Source organism: Enterococcus sp. MSG3290, from assembly GCF_050555565.1.
GTDB classification, from domain to species: Bacteria; Bacillota; Bacilli; order Lactobacillales; family Enterococcaceae; genus Enterococcus_B; species Enterococcus_B faecium.
The window spans coordinates 2,333,825-2,352,093 of record NZ_CP187862.1 but is presented as its reverse complement, the minus strand read 5'-3'; the positions used below and the strand labels follow the sequence as shown (position 1 = coordinate 2,352,093).

The window sequence follows — 18,269 nt, the reverse complement described above, 5'->3', positions numbered from 1 at the left end:
AGCCACAACGTACTTTTAGTGCTATAATGAAGCGAAAGAAAAACTTCGGGTGTACTGAGGTTTTTTTATTTTACAATGAAATGAGGAGCCTTCAATGGAATCTTTTGAAAAAAACTGGTATGTCTTGCATACATATTCAGGATATGAAAACAAAGTAAAAGCAAATATCGAATCTCGTGCGCAAAGTATGAAAATGGCCGACTTTATTTTCCGTGTCGTTGTTCCTGAAGAAAAAGAAACTGAAGTCAAAAATGGGAAAGAAAAAGAAATCGTTCATAAAACATTCCCAGGATACGTACTTGTTGAAATGATCATGACAGACGCTTCATGGTATGTTGTCCGCAACACACCTGGTGTGACAGGATTCGTTGGTTCACACGGAGCCGGAAGCAAACCAGCACCATTACTTCCAGAAGAAGTCAATCATATCTTGCGTTCTATCGGTATGAGCCTGCGACAAAATGATCTAGAAGTAGAAGTTGGCGAAGTCGTGAAAATCATCGAAGGCGCATTTGCTGGATTAGAAGGACAAGTAACAGAAGTTGACGGAGAAAAAGAAAAATTGAAAGTCAACATCGATATGTTTGGACGTGAAACCAGTACAGAACTTGATTTCGATCAAGTAGATAAAATCGATTAATAAAGAGACTTGAAATGTTGATCATATGATTGGCCTTTCAAGTCTTTCTTTTTTCTATATGGAAAGGAAGAGGTGTATGACAGAACCAATCAAAAATTTATGCAAACGTGCAACTGCAGCAGCTTTAGTCCTTATCAGTTTGTTTGCGTTAAGTGGTTGCCAGACGACGAAGATAAATACTACTGAAGTTTCTGATAAAGAAAAAACGGCAGAATCCAGTAAAGTGATAGAAAAAACCACTATTCCAACACTTTTTTTCCACGGCTACAGCGGGACAGAAAATTCCTTTAAAGGGATGTTGCGGCGTTTGGAAAAAAATCAGCAAGCAGTAAAAGAATTGGTTTTAACAGTAGGAACAGATGGACAAATACAAGCAACAGGAGATTTGTCTGGAAAAGCAGACAATCCGATGGTCCAAGTATTGTTTGAAGATAATAAAAATAACGAGTGGAATCAAGCAGAATGGATCAAATCTTGTCTTTTGTATCTGAAAGAAAACTACGGCATAGATAAAGTCAACATAGTGGGGCATTCCATGGGAGGAGTTAGTGCACTACGCTATTTAGGAACGTATGGACAGGATACGTCATTGCCACAAGTTCAGACATTAACAGCAATTGGCGCGCCTTTTAATGATTTTGTCGATGACAGTGCGCAGTCTCTGACAGATGAGTTAGCAAAGGGGCCTGCTGTCGTTTCTAACCGCTATCAAGATTACCAGCAAATGATCGGTAATATTCCTATAACCACTCGATTTTTCTTGATTGCTGGTCAACTAGATGAAACAGACTTGAGTGATGGAACAGTACCGTTAAACAGTGCATTAGCGGTCTATGCGTTGTTGAAGCAACGCGGAAATGAAATAGAGGAAAAAGTAGTGACAGGTGAAAATGCCTCTCATAGTATGCTTCATGAAAACCAAGAAGTAGATCAGCTTGTAAGTCGATTTATTTGGAAAGAATAGCGATAAAAGTATCTGAGAGTAAATGTTTGCTTACTTTTTGTAAGTTTAGTATGATTTATATGTAATCAAGAAGATGAAAGAAGGATCTACTATGACTTATCATACAAGTAATGAAGAACATCCAATCGATATTGTAAACATTGCCTCACTAGAAGGTCGTGTAAAAGAGCGCATGGAAGCAGGAGCTTTTGGCTATATTCGCGGTGGTTCTGAAGATGAGTGGACGATGAAAGAAAATACGACTTCTTTTAATACAAAGAAAATCATGCCACGGATATTACGCGGAATCGACTCAGCCGATTTGCATACATCTGTTTTCGGAATTGAATTAGATACACCGATTATCCAAGCGCCATCAGCGGCCCAAGGATTGGCACATGAAAAAGGGGAAGCTGATACAGCTAAAGGAGTAGCTGCTGCTGGATCAATCTTTTCCATCAGCACTTATGCAAATACGACAATCAAAGACGCAGCCGATGCAGCGCCAGGCGCACCGCAGTTTTTCCAATTATATATGAGTAAAGACGACAGATTCAATGAGTTCATTTTGAACAAAGCAGTAGAAGCAGGGGCTAAAGCTATCATTTTAACGGCAGATTCAACGCTCGGTGGTTACCGTGAAGAAGACGTCATCAATCAATTCCAATTTCCATTACCAATGCCTAACTTAGCTGCGTATAGCGAACAAAGTGCAAGTGGTAATGGCGAAGGAAAAGGAATCGCAGAAATTTATGCAGCTGCAAAACAAGGCTTGACACCAGATGACATCAAAACAATCAAAGAAATCACCCATCTTCCAGTTATCGTAAAAGGAATACAATCGCCAGAAGATGCAGTAATCGCTATCTCTGCAGGGGCAGATGGTATCTGGGTATCCAATCATGGTGGACGTCAATTAGATGGAGGTCCTGCTTCCTTTGAAGTATTGCCAAAAATTGCCGAAGTAGTCAACAAACGTGTACCAGTGATTTTCGACTCTGGTGTCCGTCGAGGAGAGCATGTCTTCAAAGCTCTGGCAAGTGGTGCTGACTTAGTTGCGATTGGCCGACCAGTGATTTATGGGTTGAATCTAGGTGGGGCAGAAGGAGTAACATCTGTTTTTGAACACCTGAACAAAGAATTGTCGATCACGATGCAACTTGCAGGAACAAAAACGATCGATGAAGTAAAAAATACGAAATTGATGGATTAATAAAAAACGAAGAGAAGGGCAATTAGTCCTCTCTTCGTTTTTTGTTATGAAGATAACTAATCTCTTAATACTCGAAATTAAGGAGCTTTATCACGCCCTCTTATTTAAAATCTCTTCCGCAAGTCGTTTAGCAGTTGGCGTAACAGCTAAGCCACCTTCTGCTGTTTCTTTGAAAATCGACGGCATTTGACGTCCGACTTGGTACATTGCAGCAACGACTTCATCCGGCGGAATGACACTTTCGATACCCGCTAATGCCATATCAGCAGAGATAAAAGCTTGAGAAGAGCCTAAAGCATTACGTTTGACACACGGGACTTCAACTAAGCCTGCAACGGGATCGCAAATCAGTCCCATCATATTTTTCAATGTAATGGCTACTGCTTGTGCTGCTTGATGAGGAGTCCCATTTTTTGCACAAACCAAAGCTGCTGCTGCCATTGCACTTGCAGAACCAACTTCTGCTTGACATCCCCCTTCTGCACCACTGATAGAAGCGTTGTTTGCGATAACTAACCCGAAAGCGCCAGCGGTAAATAAGAATTCCAATTGCTGTTCATGTGTCAAATCAAGCCGATCTCGGACAGCCATCAGCACACCAGGAACAACACCCGCGCTTCCGGCAGTCGGTGTAGCACAAATCAACCCCATTTTTGCATTGACTTCATTAACAGCTACAGCATTGCGTACAGCTTTTAAGATTGTTTCTCCACTTAAAAAGTCTGCCTCATTTAAATAATCATCTAATTTTTTTGCATCACCACCGGTAATTCCTGTGACGGAGGTAACACCTTCTTTTCCCTCGTTGATTGATTGTTCCATTACTGAGAGGTTTTTTTCCATAATCTCGATGATGTGACTACGGGAACGGCCACTCATTTCCATTTCAACTGCAATCATCAATTCTGCTACACTTGGATAAGCTTTTGCTTGATCTACTAATTCTTCAATCGATAAAAACATTTTTTTAGCTCCTTAATCGAAATAATTTACGCTGTCGATATTTGGCAGCTGTTTGAGTCTTTTTACCGTTTCTTCAACTTGAGGATTATCTACTTCAATGATCATGATGGCACTTTCGCCTTTTGATTCCCGTGTCACTGTCATAGTACCGATATTCGTATTGGTCTCAGAAAGTATACTAGTCACTTTAGCAATCATACCTGGAACATCTTGGTGGACAACGATCAAGGTAGGAGTACCCATGCTTAAAGAAATTTTGAATCCATTCAATTCAGAAATCTGGATATTGCCACCGCCGATCGAAATGCCAGTGACTGAAAGCTTTCGTGTTCCTTTTTTTAGAAGCATCTTTACAGAGTTTGGATGTTCGGCTTTTTCACTCTTAGGAACAAACAAGACTTCCATACCGGCTTCATATGCCAATTTCAAAGAATCAGCTAAACGTTCATCATCGGGTTCCATCCCTAACAGGCCGCCAACTAATGCAATATCTGTTCCGTGCCCCCGATAGGTTTTTGCAAATGATTCATATAGATAAATATCTACAGAATCAGGTTGTTCGCCAAATATACTACGTATGATTTTCCCGATTCTAGCAGCTCCGGCAGTGTGAGAGCTACTTGGACCAATCATCACAGGTCCAATAATATCAAAGACACTTCTATACCTTAAATCTTTCATTTTCTCCACCTCATTTTGTTATGTAGGAATCTTTGTACAAGGGTCTAAAAAACCGTGTTATTGTTTGCTTTCATCTGTTGAACCATGCTAGCGCAAGTGTAACATAAAAGAAGAAATGGGAACGAAAAATTGTTGTTTTTTTAGAATAAATTTAGCGTTTATTCAAGCAAAATGTAAAAATAGCAGAAAAAAATCTTGAAAAAACAAATAAATTTGCTATACTGTACCAGTGTGCATTGTTTTGCACATTATTTGTCTGGATTTTTTCAGATCAGATAAAACGTGGGAGGAGAAATATGCATCTCCAATTAACCACATCACGGACTTAAGGAGGTATGTCTCGTGGCAAAGAAAGTAGAAAAAATCGTTAAATTGCAAATTCCTGCAGGTAAAGCAACTCCAGCTCCACCAGTAGGTCCTGCACTAGGTCAAGCGGGTATCAATATCATGGGATTCACAAAAGAATTCAACGCTCGTACAGCTGATCAAGCAGGTTTGATCATTCCGGTTGTTATTTCTGTATACGAAGACCGTTCATTCACATTCGTTACAAAAACACCGCCAGCTGCTGTTCTATTGAAAAAAGCAGCTAAAATCGAAAAAGGTTCAGGCGAACCAAACAAAAATAAAGTTGCGAAAGTTTCTAGCGATCAAGTAAGAGAAATCGCTGAATTAAAAATGGAAGACCTAAACGCAGCTAACGTTGAAGCAGCAATGCGCATGGTTGAAGGAACTGCACGAAGCATGGGGATCACTGTAGAATAATCTATACACCCTAAGACAGCAGCTTCTCAGTTGGCTCTATATTGAAAGATATAGAACACGTGGGAGGTACAACCGTTATAACCACAATCAAGGAGGAACCAAAATGGCTAAAAAGAGCAAAAAAATGCAAGATGCATTAAAAAAAGTTGATTCAAGTAAAGTTTATCCTGTTGCCGAAGCAGTAGCTTTAGCAAAAGAAACAAACATTGCAAAATTTGATGCAACAGTTGAAGTTGCATACCGTTTGAACGTAGACCCTAAAAAAGCAGACCAACAAATCCGTGGTGCTGTTGTATTACCAAACGGAACTGGTAAAACACAAACTGTTTTAGTTTTTGCTAAAGGAGACAAAGCAAAAGAAGCTGAAGCAGCTGGTGCAGATTTCGTAGGTGACGACGACATGGTTCAAAAAATCCAAAACGGATGGTTTGACTTTGATGTAGTTGTTGCAACACCTGATATGATGGCTACTGTAGGTCGTCTAGGACGAGTATTAGGACCAAAAGGCTTAATGCCAAACCCTAAAACTGGTACAGTTACAATGGACGTAACAAAAGCAGTAAACGAAGTGAAAGCTGGTAAAGTAACTTACCGTGTGGACAAAGCTGGAAATATCCATGTACCAATCGGAAAAGTTTCATTTGACGATGAAAAATTAGTTGAAAACTTTGCAGCAATCCATGATGTATTGCTAAAAGCTAAACCATCAGCAGCTAAAGGTCAATACATGAAAAATGTAACGATCACAACAACATTTGGACCTGGTATCCATGTTGACCAAGCTTCTTTCTAATTAAATATTAGAATGTTGATTGATCCAACTGAAAAATAATTCTTGACTCAACTAGTTTAGCATGCTAAGCTAGTTGAGGTTAATAATTAACTTGTACCGAAGACAGTAGGTGGCATCAAACCTTAATTTCCTACCGAGGACGTTTATTGAATATATTCAATAGTCCCTCTATGTCTGCGGTGGCATAGAGTTTTTTATTGTGAATCACTATGAACGAAGTGAAGAGATGATGAACAATACTGGTTGAGCAAAGCGAAAGGAGTTTCCTTTCGAGCAAAGCGAGTAGAATCACTATGAACGAAGTGAATAGGTGATGAACAATACTGGTTGAGCAAAGTAACTATAAAAGTGACTTGCCTTTTCAGTGCAAAAAACTCTTCCATCAAAATTCAGGAGGTGAAACTCAAAAATGAGTGAAGCAATTATCGCAAAAAAAGCAGCAATCGTTGATGAAGTAAGCGAAAAATTTACAGCAGCTGCATCAGTAGTAGTCGTTGACTACCGCGGATTAACAGTTGATGAAGTAACACGTTTACGTAAACAACTTCGTGATGCTAACGTAGAAATGAAAGTTATCAAAAATTCTATTCTTTCACGTGCAGCTAAAAAAGCTGGCCTTGAAGGCATGGACGAAGTATTCACTGGACCTACAGCTGTTGCATTCAGTAACGAAGATGTAGTCGCACCAGCGAAAATCATGGACGAATTTGCTAAAGAAGCAAAAGCATTAGAAATCAAAGGCGGTATCATCGAAGGTAAAGTCTCTTCATTGGAAGAAATCACAGCATTGGCAAAATTGCCAAATCGCGAAGGACTTCTATCTATGTTGCTATCTGTACTACAAGCGCCAGTCCGCAACGTGGCTTACGCTGTCAAAGCAGTGGCAGACAAAGAAGATGGAGATGCAGCTTAATTGCCGCATAAAGCATTAAATAAAAAAGAACAATTAAACGGAGGAAATTATAATGGCATTGAACATTGAAAACATCGTTGCTGAGTTAAAAGAAGCAACTATCCTAGAACTTAACGACCTAGTTAAAGCTATTGAAGAAGAATTTGGCGTATCTGCTGCTGCTCCTGTAGCTGTAGCTGCTGCTGGTGGCGCTGCTGCTGCTGAAGAACAAACAGAATTCACTGTAGAATTAACTGCAGCTGGAGACCAAAAAGTTAAAGTTATCAAAGCAGTTCGTGAAGCAACTGGTTTAGGCTTGAAAGAAGCTAAAGCTGTAGTTGATGGCGCTCCTGCACCAGTTAAAGAAGGCGTATCTAAAGAAGAAGCTGAAGAATTGAAAGCTAAACTTGAAGAAGTTGGCGCATCTGTAACTGTTAAATAATTTTTACTATTTAAAAGCACTGAGATCCTATGTTGGATTTCGGTGCTTTTTTGTTTTTATGTTAAACTATTATTTAATGAATATAGATTTTTTTCAGGAGGAAATATGAAAAAGAAAATAATCCGATTGATGTTGATCACGTTGGGAATCATTCTGATACTGGTAGTGGGCTATCGGTTGTATTTAGAATATCAGACAGACATCCAATTATTTTTAAATCCGAGAGCAAGTAAGGCAGAGCTACTCGCACATATTCGTTCGCATGGGACTTTTGCATCGATACTCTTGATCGTATTGACAGCGGTGATGTGTGCTGTTCCAGGTATTCCTACTTCAGTAGTTGGAGTCATCGCTGGTTTGAGCTTTGGACCACTGACAGGTGCGATCATCAACATTTTGGGTAATGCTCTTGGTAACATCACTGCAATTTTCCTTATGCATCGCTTAAAATTTTTAGATAAGAAAACCGAAACGAATCATTGGGTGCAATCTATTCGGCAAATGAAACATCCAAAAATAGGCGTAATGTTAGGTTACATGATACCGGTGATCCCATCTTCTATGGTCAATTTTGCTGCAGATGCGATGAAATTGCCTCTACAGCAAATCATATTGTCGATCGTGATTGGAGTCATCCCTTCGTCTGTGTTGTATGCGTGTGGTGGAGAAGCTCTGTTTCATGGATATAATAAAACTGCAGTTATGTTGGTTGCAAGTGTTACTGTACTAGTAGGGTTAGTTGTCTTTATTTATAAAGATCGCAAGAAAAAACAAGGAAAACAAAAGCACAAATAATAAGTGTGGCGAATAGTTGTATTTTTCTATTTCCAATCTTTTCCATAAGTTGTAAACTAAGATAGGAAATGGGGGAAATCAATGAAGAGTAATGAAAAAACACCTTTAACAACTTCGCTTATTTTACTATTATCAATCACTTGTGGCGTTGTTGTTGCCAATATGTATTATATCCAGCCGATTGGAACGAAAGTAGCAGCAAGCTTATCTGTTAGCACAAGTGCAGTCGGGATATTGACGATGTTGACCCAATTAGGCTATGCGTTAGGGTTACTGTTTTTAGTTCCTTTAGGGGACGTGGTGGATCGTCCAAAATTGATCATTCGAATGGCAGCGTTATCTGCCGTCTCTCTGTTGGCCGCTTTTTTTGCGCCTTCGTTTACGTTATTTGCATGCGCTTCTTTCTTGATTGGGTTACTTTCGATCGTACCACAGATCATCATTCCTTACGGTGCGGTATTAGCGGGACCAAAAGCAAGAGGGAAGGTCATGGGTACATTGCTTAGCGGTTTACTCGTGGGGATTTTGCTTTCTCGCACGGTGTCTGGCATTGTTGCAAGTCTTTTTTCTTGGCGGATGATCTATTTATTTGCTTTATGTGCAGTCGGAATTCTTACACTTCTGCTTTACTGGAAAATGCCGCGTTCTGTCCAGCAAAGTAGTACAGCTGTTTCATACCTTGATTCACTTAAAAGTTTGCCGCATTTAGTTGCTTCTCAACGTCTATTAAGAGAAGCGGCAGTCAGTGGATTTTTCATGTTTGGAACATTTTCGATCTTTTGGTCTACGTTGATTTTTTATATCAGCAGTCCCGCCTACAATTGGGGAACATTCGAAGCAGGGATATTAGCGATTTTTGGTTTGTCTGGAGCAGTTGCTGCACCTATCGTGGGACGACTGGCAGATTCTTATTCTGAAAGAAAAATCGTGTATATGGGACTTGTTATGCAAACAATAAGCTTTATTGCTTTATTGGTTGGCGGAAGCCATTTGGCCATTTTGCTTTTAGCTATTATTTTATTAGACGTCGGGAATCAATTTGGTCAAGTCGCCAATCAAACACGAGTACAAGGGCTAGGTGAAGCAGCAAGCAACCGAAATAATACTGTATTTATGTTTATGTACTTTATTGGAGGTGCGGCTGGTTCATTGCTAGGGACGACAATGTGGCAGCAGTATGGCTGGTTAGGTGTAACGGTTAGCGGGCTTGTTTTTCAAGGATGTGCGTTCTTCTTTCAAACAGTTGTTTTTAAAGGAAAGAGAAATCTCGAAAATAAAAAATAGACGAAAAGAGGTTGTGAAAAGCTGTTCTGCATCAAGTAATAAGAATAGCCAAATAAAAATAGCTCCTCATATTTTGCCGTTTTTTGAGCTAATACCGAAGGTCAGCTAATTGGACACCATTTATTCAGAAGAAGGAGTTGTGACAAAATTTTTGTCACAGCTCCTTTTTTTCAACTATTCAATCAAACGTTTATTTTGGTTCAATCTCAATGACTCGTTGCACAAGATCTTGATAAAATTCTTGTTCATGAGAGACGATGATTACTGTTCCTGGAAATTTCTGTATCCCGTCTTGTAAGCTTTCTTTCGTTTCTTGATCGATATGGTTCGTCGGTTCATCGAGAATCAGTAAATTACCTTGGTTCATTGTCAACTGTGCAAGTTTCACCTTAGTTTGTTCCCCACCACTTAATGTAGTGAGAGGTTCACTTGCTAATTGATTAACTAACCCTGCTCTAGCTAGTTGGCGACGTAATTCTTTGATAGTCGCTTTTGGAAATTGACTGCTTAAATATTGTAGTGGTGTTTCTAATGGATTTTCCCAGTACAGATCTTGTGAAAAGTAATTGATTTTTGTGTTATCTGGGAAGTGGAAATCGCCACTTATTTTTTCAATCTCACCGATCAGTGTTTTTAATAAAGTAGATTTTCCAATCCCGTTGAAGCCTCGAATGGCAATATTTTCACCAAAGCGGATGGTCAAATTGATGGGTGCAAGTAGCGGTCGATCATATCCGATGACTAAATCAGTTGTTTCCACTGCTAATGTCGTGACAATAGGCGAGAATGGAAAATCAAAGACAGCTTTACTTGCTGAAGCTGGAGGCGTCAGCCGTTCGATTTTATCTAATTGTTTTTGTCGGCTTTTTGCCATCGTTGATCGGGAACCGGCTTTGTATTTTCGAATATAAGCTTCGGTCTTTTCGATTTGTTTTTGTTGAGCATGATATTGGCGCAAATAGCTTTCGCGATTTTGTTCCTTTTGTTTCAATGCTTGTTTTAGATGGCCAGTATACTTAGTAATCTTTCCAAACTCGATGTCTGCGATATGGGTGGTGATCTGATCAAGAAATTCTTGGTCATGGGAAATCACGATATACGCACCGTCAAAATCCTGAAGAAACTGCGTCAGCCATTGGATATGCTGATCATCTAAGTGATTGGTTGGTTCATCTAAGATCAGAACATCTGGGTTTTCTAAAAGTAGTTTTGCTAAAATCACCTTTGAACGTTGTCCACCACTTAGATTTTTCAACAGTGAATCTAAACCTAAGACATCGATCCCCAACCCGCTGCTCATCTCAGCAACTAAGGTGTCGATTTGATAAAACACTCCTTGGTCTAATTCCGTTTGGAGTTTCCCAGCTTTTTCCAGCAAGGAATCATCGAAGGTCTCACTATATGTTTGGTAAAGAAAAGCAATTTTTTCTTCCTTTTCGTATTCTTTTGCGTACGCAGTTTTTAGAAATTCTTCGATTGTTAATGTTTCATCGACTTCCACATATTGATCGAGGTAACCTTTGTGAATATTTTTTTGCCAATGGATCTGTCCGTCATCTGGTAAGATCTCACCAGTGATGATTTTAATCAATGTACTTTTACCGGCTCCGTTTTGTCCAATCAGCCCAAGATGTTCGCCAGCATTTAATTGCAGATCGACACCTTCATAGAGGATTTTGTCGCCAAATTGCTGGGTAATGTTGTTTAATGTCAGTATACTCATAATAACTCCTTTTTCATAAAAAAACTGCAGACATAAAGCGTCCACAGTGAATCACTTGCTTGGTTTTCATGCAACATGGATTGTTTGATTGAACCATCTTATGAAACCTAACACGGATTCCTATTTATTGTCAAGAAAATGAAAAAAATGCAATTTGGTCTATACTAATTATTGTAAAAAGAAAAAAAAAATGCTATAATTGGGCTATACCAAAATACAAAGGAGCAATCACTATGGAAATCATTCGTGTAAAAAACGCTGAAGAAGGCGGAAAAAAAGCATTTGAAATCATCAAAGAAGGTATGAACAAAGGTGCAAAAGTATTAGGATTGGCAACAGGAAGCACACCAGTTACTTTATATAAAGAAATGACTTCAAGCGATTTGGATTTCAGTGAAATGACTTCTGTAAACTTAGATGAGTACGTTGGACTAGGCGGTTCAGATGAACAAAGCTACCGTCATTTCATGGATGTCCAATTATTTGATAAAAAACCATTCAAAGAAACGTTTGTACCAGATGGAAAAGCAGAAGATCTGGAAGCAGCATGCAAAAAGTATGATCAAATCATCGATGCACATCCAATCGATATCCAAATCTTAGGAATCGGGCAAAATGGACATATCGGTTTCAATGAACCTGGTGCTTCATTTGACGGAACGACTTCAGTAGTTGACTTAACAGAATCAACAATCAATGCAAACAAACGATTCTTCGATAAAGCAGAAGATGTACCAACAAAAGCTGTTTCAATGGGAATCGGTTCAATTATGAAAAGTAAAGAAATCGTCTTGATGGCATTTGGCGAAAGCAAAGCTGATGCAATCAAAGGGATGATTGAAGGACCTGTAACGAATCATTTACCAGCAAGTGTATTGCAAAACCACGACAATGTTGTTGTGATCATCGATGAAGAAGCAGCAAGTAAGTTGTAATTTTCAATAGTAGGCTAAAGAGGTTGTGAAATCAGCGTTTTGACCTGAGTATTAGAGAAGACAAAGGAAAAATAGCTCCCCATATTTTGCCGTTTGTTGAGCTAATACCGAGGGTCAGCTGATTGAACACCGTTTATTCATAAAAAGGACTATGACAAAAATTTTGTCACAGTCCTTTTTTCGTAAGAGGTAAAAATTGCACTTTTTTTGTCTGCTCCTTTCAGACATGATATATTGGACTGGAGGGTGTTTAGATGAATGATATGGTATTGACAATTCCAGAGATTATTTTACGTTTAGGGATCGCTATGCTATTTGGCGGAGCAATCGGTTTTGAACGACAATATAAAAATCGTCCAGCAGGTATGCGTACGCATATTTTAGTTTGTATGGGAGCATGTATCATTGCATTGATCCAAGTTGAGATCGCTAGTGGTGCATTAAGAGATGCTTTAGAGTATCCACAGCTTGCTGGAACGATTCGTTCAGATGAAGCAAGGCTGATTGCTCAAGTGGTGAGTGGTGTCGGTTTTTTAGGCGCGGGAACGATCATCGTCACGAAACAATCGGTGACGGGACTTACGACTGCCGCTTCTTTATGGGCAATTGCTGGATTAGGGATCGCCATCGGCATGGGTTACTATTCCATTGCGATCATCAGTTTTATCGGGATTGCTATTGCACTCACAGTAGTGAAACGCGTGATCCATGTACCTACGACTAAAAAGTTAGAAATCCAATTTATCCATAGAAAAGAAACCAAAGATTTTCTTACCGATTATTTTGAAGAGAAAAATATCGTAATCGAAGATGTGAATTTTGACGTAAAATTCGTTGATGACTACCGAGTGTACAAAAATATCTATACGATTGATCTTCCAAAAGGGCTCACTTATGCCGATGTGATCGAGGAGTTGTCCGTACACAAAAATATCACAAAGCTGCATTTAGTCAGTATTGCGCAATAAATGATCTGAGGTTGTAAAATAGATGTCCTACATCAAGTAATAAGCCCAGCCAAATAAAAATAGTTCCTTATATTTTTCGTTTGGCTGGGCTTATTACGAAGATGCAAGCTTTTGAACACCGTTTATTTGGAAAAAGGGACTGCAGTATAATTTTTGTCACTACTCCAAACCGTGTTTTTGTTTAAGTACTCGTCTACTCATTAAAATATGTTTATTTTTTTTTTGTTTTTTTTTAAGCAAATGAAAATCTCAGCGCGTAACTCTTTGTTAAATGATAGAATAGAAGTATCAAAGGACCTTGGAGGAGATGTATGCAATCACGTTTTAAACAATCAAAACTATTTTTCTGGACAGTGGAGCTAGTACTCACGATCATCGGTGTGTACTTTATTTTACAAATGCCGAATATTTTTAGTCCAATATTGAAAATGCTTTCGGCTATTTTTTTACCATTGCTTGTTGCTGGTTTTATCTACTATATGTTCGATCCAATCGTTGTTTTTCTCGAAAAGCATCGGATCCCGAGAGTGTTCGGTTTTTTATTGACGTTTTTGGTCGTAATCATTTTAGTTGTTTTAACTGTCATGAATGTAGTGCCTCAGTTAATGGAACAGACAATTCAATTGACCCAGAGCTTGCCAACGTATGCAGATGAAACAAGCAAATGGTTAAATGAATTGGCGCAGCGGGAAGAGTTTAAAAATTTCAATTTGGAAGAACAATTAGCATCAGCAAATTTATCTCTTAGTAATTTGTTCAATATCATATTAGTCAGTTTATCTGCAAGTGTCTCAAAAATCATTTCATTTATGATGCAATTTTTTATTTTGTTATTTACCGTTCCATTTATTTTGCTATTTATGTTCAAGGATGGGCACAAATTTATTGATGCGTTGTCTCACTTCTTTCCGAAAGCGATTCGTAAAGAGTTACGCCAAACGGTAAAAGAATTAAACGAAACATTATCTGCCTATATTAGCAGTACGATCTTAGATGCTTTGATTATTGGTGTAATGAGCTTTTTGGCAATGAGAATATTCGATCAGCCTTATAGCTTGTTGCTTGCGGTCATTTGCGGAATCACGAATATTATCCCGTATGTCGGCCCTTTTATTGGAGCGGTACCAGCAATCATTGTCGGTTTGTTTATCTCTCCATTTCAAGCTTTGTATATGGCGTTGTCGATTTTAGTGATCCAACAATTAGATGGAAATTTGATCAAGCCGTTGTTATTTGGGAAATCAATGAATATCCATCCTTTGACGATCATCTTGGTATTGATTGGAGCAGGAAGTGTCGCAGGAATATTAGGCATGCTGATTTGCATACCTGTCTATGCAGTGATTAAGACGATAATATTAAATATCCGGAAAATCTATTTATTGAGAAGAATGGAACATGTTTCGGAAAAGTTAGACAGTCCAAAAGTGCTGGAAGAAACAAGTGAATAAGCATAAAAAAGAGTTCAGTGTACATTTAAAATATCTGTACGCTAAACTCTTTTTATTTTTCGAAAAATTTTTGAATTAAAATAAATCCCTATTCCAATCCAATCAAATAATCGTCGTCTTTCATCGCTTCTACATGACCTAACAAATAGCCGTTTCCGACTTGTGAGAAGAAGTCATGGTTGCTTGTGCCTGTTGAAATCCCGTTCATTACGATTGGGTTGACATCATTGGCAGTATCTGGAAAGAGTGGATCCATCCCTAGGTTCATCAATGCTTTGTTGGCATTATAGCGTAGGAATGTCTTGACTTCTTCTGTCCAGCCGATTGGATCGTATAATTCTTCTGTATAACGTTCTTCGTTTTCGTAAAGCTCATAAAGAAGATTGTACATCCAGTCTTTTAACGTTTCTTGTTCTGCTTCAGGTAACTCGTTGAATCCTAATTGGAATTTGTAACCGATGTAGGTTCCATGTACAGATTCATCTCGGATGATTAGTTTGATGATCTCTGCTACGTTAGCCAATTTGTTGTTTCCTAAATAATAAAGAGGAGTATAAAAACCTGAATAGAACAAGAATGTTTCTAAAAAGACGCTGGCAATTTTCTTTTCTAGCGGTGTACCGTGTTTGTAGATTTCATTGATACGCTCAGCTTTTTTTTGCAGATAAGGATTCGTATTTGTCCAGTCAAAAATTTCTTCGATTTCTTTTTTCGTATTCAGTGTACTAAAAATAGAAGAATAACTTTTGGCATGAACGGATTCCATGAATTGAATATTGTTCAAAACGGCTTCTTCATGGGGAGTGCGGACATCTTTACGCAACTGATCCATGCCACTTTCAGATTGGACAGTATCTAGCAGTGTCAAACCGCCAAATACATGTCCTACTGTATCTTTTTCCAATTGAGACAATGTACGCCAATCATCTAGGTCATTTGAAAGTGGGATACGTGTATCTAGCCAAAATTGCTCTGTCAGCTTCTCCCAAGTGGATTTATCAATGATATCTTCAATTTCATTCCAGTTTATTGCTTCATAATATGTTTCTGACATGAGAATGCTCCTTTAATTAAAATATGAATAAGCGAATCTATCTATGATATTAGATCACGCAGCTTTCACATTGATTGCTTCCGATTTCTTCTGCATCATCAGTAAAGGTACGTACGTAATAAATGGATTTGATTCCTTTATGGAAAGCGTAATGTCTTAAAATATTCAAATCACGTGTCGTTTGCTTCGTTGTTGTCTTCCATTCATAAATGCCTTCTGGGATTTCAGAACGCATGAATAAAGTCAAACTCATGCCTTGATCGACGTGTTGTTGTGCCGTTGCATAAACATCGATTACTTTACGCATGTCCATATCATAAGCAGAAGTGTAATACGGAATCGTCTCATTGGATAGATAAGGCGCTGGGTAATAAATTTTACCGATTTTCTTCTCTTGGCGTTCTTCGATCATGCGAGTGATAGGATGAATACTTGCACTCGTATCGTTGATATATGAAATTGAGCCATTTGGTGCTACTGCCAAGCGATTTTGATGATACAGTCCATCTTTCATTACTGCTTGTTTCAAAGCATTCCAATCTTCAGCAGTTGGGATAAAAATGCCTTCAAACAATGCTTTGACTTTTTCTGATTTTGGCTGGAATTCTCCAGTTACGTATTTTTCGAAATAAGTGCCGTCAGCATAAGCTGATTTTTCAAAATTATGGAAAACTTGTTTTCTTTCACGAGCGATATTGTTGCTTTCAACAAGTGTCCAATAATTCAACAGCATGAAGTAAATATTTGTAAAGTCTAATGAATCCTCTGAGCCATATTCCATTTGTTCTTTTGCAAGATAAGTGTGTAAGCCCATGGCACCTAATCCAATCGTATGATTCAGCTTATTTCCGTTTTGGATCGGTGGTACGACATCGATATCAGATGCATCTGTAATAAATGTCAATGCACGAGTCATCGTACGCACAGATTGACCAAAGTTAGGGCTTTGCATCAAATTCACGATATTTGTCGAGCCTAAGTTACATGAGATATCTGTTCCTAATACTTCATATTCCTGTTTGCCGTTAATCACAGAAGGCGTTTGAACTTGTAAAATCTCTGAACATAAATTACTCATGATGATCTTGCCATCGATTGGATTCTCGCGGTTCGCTGTATCAATATTGATTACGTAAGGATAGCCAGATTCTTGTTGTAATTTTGAGATTTCATTTTCAAGATCACGCGCTTTGATTTTTTGTTTGCGAATGTTTGGATTTGCAACTAGATGATCATACTCAGCTGTAATATCTACATAAGAGAATGGGACACCATATTCTTTTTCGACACTATATGGACTAAATAAATACATATCTTCGTTTTTACGTGTCAATTCATAAAATTTATCAGGTACGATCACGCCAAGAGAAAGAGTTTTTACGCGAATCTTTTCATCTGCATTTTCTTTTTTTGCTGAAAGGAAAGCAATAATGTCTGGATGGAAAACGTTCAAATAAACCACGCCAGCTCCTTGACGCTGACCTAATTGATTAGAATAGCTGAAACTATCTTCGAATAATTTCATGACTGGAACGACACCACTCGCAGCACCCTCATATCCTTTGATAGGAGCGCCGGCTTCACGAAGATTTGATAAAGTAATCCCTACGCCGCCACCAATACGGGACAATTGCAAAGCAGAGTTGATTGAGCGCCCGATAGAGTTCATATCGTCAGTGACTTGAGTCAAGAAACAAGACACCAATTCGCCCCGACGTTTACGTCCAGCATTCAAGAAAGAAGGTGTAGCTGGCTGATATCGTTGATGGATCATTTCGTCTGCAAGAGCAAGTGCTAATTCTTCATCCCCGTTCGCAAAGTAAAGCGCATTGAAGGCTACTCGATCTTCATAAGTTTCCAGATAAGCGGAACCGTCGTTGGTTTTCAACGCATATTGAGAATAAAATTTGTAAGCAGCCATAAAAGATTTGAAAGAAAAATGTTGCTCGTCCAAAAATTGATATAGCTTTTCAATAAATGATGGTGAATACAATTGAATGAATTCTGCTTCTATATATTCTTGATCGATCAAGTAATTGATTTTTTCCATAATAGATGGAAAAGTCATCGTATTTGGTTTGACATTTTCCTCAAAAAAGGCAACTAAAGCTTCTTTATCCTTATTCAAAGGGATTTGACCATTGACTGGCCGATTGATTTCATTATTCAGCTTGAAATAACTGACATCTTGTAAATTTTTAAGACTCATACGTACGCCCAACCTTCATTTCGTATTTGATGATGCTTGATTGCAAATCATTGCATTGTTTTTAAGCTTTAAAAAAGGATTTGGAAGTTTGCGACAAAAACTGGTGCTGTCTCAAGCCCTTCAAATCCATGTATCACGTTTTGATTCTTTTAGTCATGTTAGCTGGCAAGTTTACGCAACTGATCAGGACGGAATCCGATAACTGTTTCTGCATCAGAAGTAATGACAGGAACACTTTGGAATCCTTGTGCTTTCAACCAGTCTACTGCTTCAGGCTGTTCATCGATATTGACTTCTTCAAAAGCAATTTGATTTTCTGTTAAAAACCGTTTGACCATCTTACATTGCATACAATTATTTTTAGAAAAGATTTTTACGTTCATGGTGAGTGCCTCCTCTAACACATTCTTATTATCTATAATAGATAGTATAAAACTCTTAGTAAAAAAGTCAAACAACAAACACTACATATTGTGTTGTGGAAACTGTGGAATACTAAGTTTTGTGTTTTTGAAAAA

Annotated in this window: 18 protein-coding genes and 1 other annotated feature; of the genes, 12 read left to right on the top strand and 6 right to left on the bottom strand. The window is 38.4% G+C overall.

Going from position 1 to position 18,269, the window contains the following annotated elements; translation table 11 throughout:
• The first annotated feature begins 94 nt into the window (after nucleotides 1-94).
• The 3 genes from nusG to IGL31_RS11425 all read left to right on the top strand — a co-directional run bounded on the left by nusG (nucleotide 95) and on the right by IGL31_RS11425 (nucleotide 2,796).
• Nucleotides 95-640, top strand: a complete 546-nt coding sequence (gene nusG / locus IGL31_RS11435) for a transcription termination/antitermination protein NusG (RefSeq protein WP_002294580.1) — start codon at nucleotides 95-97, stop codon at nucleotides 638-640.
• Nucleotides 641-716: 76 nt separating this feature from the next.
• Complete coding sequence (locus tag IGL31_RS11430) at nucleotides 717-1,604, top strand: alpha/beta fold hydrolase (RefSeq protein WP_010829736.1); 888 nt, start codon at nucleotides 717-719, stop codon at nucleotides 1,602-1,604.
• 91 nt (nucleotides 1,605-1,695) lie between these two features.
• The gene (locus tag IGL31_RS11425) at nucleotides 1,696-2,796 is read left to right on the top strand and encodes a lactate oxidase (RefSeq protein ID WP_002319574.1); all 1,101 of its coding nucleotides are present in this window, start codon (nucleotides 1,696-1,698) and stop codon (nucleotides 2,794-2,796) included.
• Nucleotides 2,797-2,886: 90 nt separating this feature from the next.
• On the opposite strand, the gene sdaAA is transcribed toward IGL31_RS11425, so the two are convergent.
• Nucleotides 2,887-3,759, bottom strand: a complete 873-nt coding sequence (gene sdaAA, locus IGL31_RS11420; RefSeq protein ID WP_002294584.1) for an L-serine ammonia-lyase, iron-sulfur-dependent, subunit alpha — start codon at nucleotides 3,757-3,759, stop codon at nucleotides 2,887-2,889.
• A gap of 12 nt (nucleotides 3,760-3,771) precedes the next feature.
• Nucleotides 3,772-4,440 (bottom strand): L-serine ammonia-lyase, iron-sulfur-dependent subunit beta, encoded by a 669-nt coding sequence (sdaAB, locus tag IGL31_RS11415; RefSeq protein WP_002307114.1) that lies wholly within the window; start codon nucleotides 4,438-4,440, stop codon nucleotides 3,772-3,774.
• A 342-nt stretch (nucleotides 4,441-4,782) separates the two neighbouring features.
• Here sdaAB and rplK point away from each other — a divergent pair, with 342 nt between their 5' ends.
• From rplK to IGL31_RS11385, 6 genes are all read left to right on the top strand, one after another.
• Nucleotides 4,783-5,205, top strand: coding sequence for a 50S ribosomal protein L11 (gene rplK, locus IGL31_RS11410; RefSeq protein ID WP_002291638.1), 423 nt, complete (start codon nucleotides 4,783-4,785; stop codon nucleotides 5,203-5,205).
• Nucleotides 5,206-5,308: 103 nt separating this feature from the next.
• The gene (rplA, locus tag IGL31_RS11405) at nucleotides 5,309-5,998 is read left to right on the top strand and encodes a 50S ribosomal protein L1 (protein ID WP_002294587.1); all 690 of its coding nucleotides are present in this window, start codon (nucleotides 5,309-5,311) and stop codon (nucleotides 5,996-5,998) included.
• Nucleotides 5,999-6,076: 78 nt separating this feature from the next.
• Nucleotides 6,077-6,204 (top strand) — a sequence feature (ribosomal protein L10 leader region).
• Nucleotides 6,205-6,407: 203 nt separating this feature from the next.
• Entirely contained in the window at nucleotides 6,408-6,911 is a 504-nt protein-coding gene (gene rplJ, locus IGL31_RS11400) for a 50S ribosomal protein L10 (protein WP_002291634.1), read from the top strand.
• Between the two features lie 52 nt (nucleotides 6,912-6,963).
• Nucleotides 6,964-7,332 carry a 50S ribosomal protein L7/L12 gene (gene rplL / locus IGL31_RS11395; RefSeq protein WP_002294588.1) on the top strand — a complete coding sequence of 123 codons (369 nt, stop codon included), beginning with the start codon at nucleotides 6,964-6,966 and terminating at the stop codon, nucleotides 7,330-7,332.
• Nucleotides 7,333-7,437: 105 nt separating this feature from the next.
• Nucleotides 7,438-8,127: a TVP38/TMEM64 family protein gene (locus IGL31_RS11390; RefSeq protein WP_086300255.1), complete on the top strand. Its 690-nt coding sequence runs from the start codon at nucleotides 7,438-7,440 to the stop codon at nucleotides 8,125-8,127.
• 81 nt (nucleotides 8,128-8,208) lie between these two features.
• Nucleotides 8,209-9,411, top strand: a complete 1,203-nt coding sequence (locus IGL31_RS11385; protein ID WP_002301341.1) for an MFS transporter — start codon at nucleotides 8,209-8,211, stop codon at nucleotides 9,409-9,411.
• A 190-nt stretch (nucleotides 9,412-9,601) separates the two neighbouring features.
• Here the strand turns inward: IGL31_RS11385 and IGL31_RS11380 are convergent, their stop codons facing one another.
• Nucleotides 9,602-11,134 (bottom strand): ABC-F family ATP-binding cassette domain-containing protein, encoded by a 1,533-nt coding sequence (locus IGL31_RS11380; protein ID WP_086300256.1) that lies wholly within the window; start codon nucleotides 11,132-11,134, stop codon nucleotides 9,602-9,604.
• Nucleotides 11,135-11,367: 233 nt separating this feature from the next.
• Between IGL31_RS11380 and nagB the strand changes: the two genes are divergently transcribed.
• The 3 genes from nagB to IGL31_RS11365 all read left to right on the top strand — a co-directional run bounded on the left by nagB (nucleotide 11,368) and on the right by IGL31_RS11365 (nucleotide 14,488).
• Nucleotides 11,368-12,069, top strand: a complete 702-nt coding sequence (gene nagB / locus IGL31_RS11375; RefSeq protein ID WP_002287787.1) for a glucosamine-6-phosphate deaminase — start codon at nucleotides 11,368-11,370, stop codon at nucleotides 12,067-12,069.
• A 254-nt stretch (nucleotides 12,070-12,323) separates the two neighbouring features.
• Nucleotides 12,324-13,037 (top strand): MgtC/SapB family protein, encoded by a 714-nt coding sequence (locus IGL31_RS11370; protein WP_002287788.1) that lies wholly within the window; start codon nucleotides 12,324-12,326, stop codon nucleotides 13,035-13,037.
• 311 nt (nucleotides 13,038-13,348) lie between these two features.
• Entirely contained in the window at nucleotides 13,349-14,488 is a 1,140-nt protein-coding gene (locus IGL31_RS11365; protein WP_002298514.1) for an AI-2E family transporter, read from the top strand.
• An 88-nt stretch (nucleotides 14,489-14,576) separates the two neighbouring features.
• On the opposite strand, the gene nrdF is transcribed toward IGL31_RS11365, so the two are convergent.
• The 3 genes from nrdF to nrdH all read right to left on the bottom strand — a co-directional run bounded on the left by nrdF (nucleotide 14,577) and on the right by nrdH (nucleotide 18,134).
• Nucleotides 14,577-15,542: a class 1b ribonucleoside-diphosphate reductase subunit beta gene (nrdF, locus tag IGL31_RS11360; RefSeq protein WP_002287792.1), complete on the bottom strand. Its 966-nt coding sequence runs from the start codon at nucleotides 15,540-15,542 to the stop codon at nucleotides 14,577-14,579.
• A 49-nt stretch (nucleotides 15,543-15,591) separates the two neighbouring features.
• Nucleotides 15,592-17,751, bottom strand: a complete 2,160-nt coding sequence (nrdE, locus tag IGL31_RS11355) for a class 1b ribonucleoside-diphosphate reductase subunit alpha (protein WP_002319007.1) — start codon at nucleotides 17,749-17,751, stop codon at nucleotides 15,592-15,594.
• 158 nt (nucleotides 17,752-17,909) lie between these two features.
• Nucleotides 17,910-18,134, bottom strand: coding sequence for a glutaredoxin-like protein NrdH (nrdH, locus tag IGL31_RS11350; RefSeq protein WP_002287795.1), 225 nt, complete (start codon nucleotides 18,132-18,134; stop codon nucleotides 17,910-17,912).
• Between the last annotated feature and the right edge of the window lie 135 nt (nucleotides 18,135-18,269).

Bases quoted from the DNA above. Each gene is read 5' to 3' on its own strand.
- IGL31_RS11425 (WP_002319574.1), top strand. From the start codon at position 1,696: ATGACTTATCATACAAGTAATGAAGAACATCCAATCGATATTGTAAAC.
- IGL31_RS11370 (WP_002287788.1), top strand. From the start codon at position 12,324: ATGAATGATATGGTATTGACAATTCCAGAGATTATTTTACGTTTAGGG.
- nusG (WP_002294580.1), top strand. From the start codon at position 95: ATGGAATCTTTTGAAAAAAACTGGTATGTCTTGCATACATATTCAGGA.
- nrdF (WP_002287792.1), bottom strand. From the start codon at position 15,542: ATGTCAGAAACATATTATGAAGCAATAAACTGGAATGAAATTGAAGAT.
- IGL31_RS11380 (WP_086300256.1), bottom strand. From the start codon at position 11,134: ATGAGTATACTGACATTAAACAACATTACCCAGCAATTTGGCGACAAA.
- sdaAB (WP_002307114.1), bottom strand. From the start codon at position 4,440: ATGAAAGATTTAAGGTATAGAAGTGTCTTTGATATTATTGGACCTGTG.
- nrdE (WP_002319007.1), bottom strand. From the start codon at position 17,751: ATGAGTCTTAAAAATTTACAAGATGTCAGTTATTTCAAGCTGAATAAT.
- IGL31_RS11365 (WP_002298514.1), top strand. From the start codon at position 13,349: ATGCAATCACGTTTTAAACAATCAAAACTATTTTTCTGGACAGTGGAG.
- IGL31_RS11385 (WP_002301341.1), top strand. From the start codon at position 8,209: ATGAAGAGTAATGAAAAAACACCTTTAACAACTTCGCTTATTTTACTA.
- rplJ (WP_002291634.1), top strand. From the start codon at position 6,408: ATGAGTGAAGCAATTATCGCAAAAAAAGCAGCAATCGTTGATGAAGTA.
- IGL31_RS11430 (WP_010829736.1), top strand. From the start codon at position 717: ATGACAGAACCAATCAAAAATTTATGCAAACGTGCAACTGCAGCAGCT.
- rplA (WP_002294587.1), top strand. From the start codon at position 5,309: ATGGCTAAAAAGAGCAAAAAAATGCAAGATGCATTAAAAAAAGTTGAT.
- sdaAA (WP_002294584.1), bottom strand. From the start codon at position 3,759: ATGTTTTTATCGATTGAAGAATTAGTAGATCAAGCAAAAGCTTATCCA.
- nrdH (WP_002287795.1), bottom strand. From the start codon at position 18,134: ATGAACGTAAAAATCTTTTCTAAAAATAATTGTATGCAATGTAAGATG.
- IGL31_RS11390 (WP_086300255.1), top strand. From the start codon at position 7,438: ATGAAAAAGAAAATAATCCGATTGATGTTGATCACGTTGGGAATCATT.
- nagB (WP_002287787.1), top strand. From the start codon at position 11,368: ATGGAAATCATTCGTGTAAAAAACGCTGAAGAAGGCGGAAAAAAAGCA.
- rplL (WP_002294588.1), top strand. From the start codon at position 6,964: ATGGCATTGAACATTGAAAACATCGTTGCTGAGTTAAAAGAAGCAACT.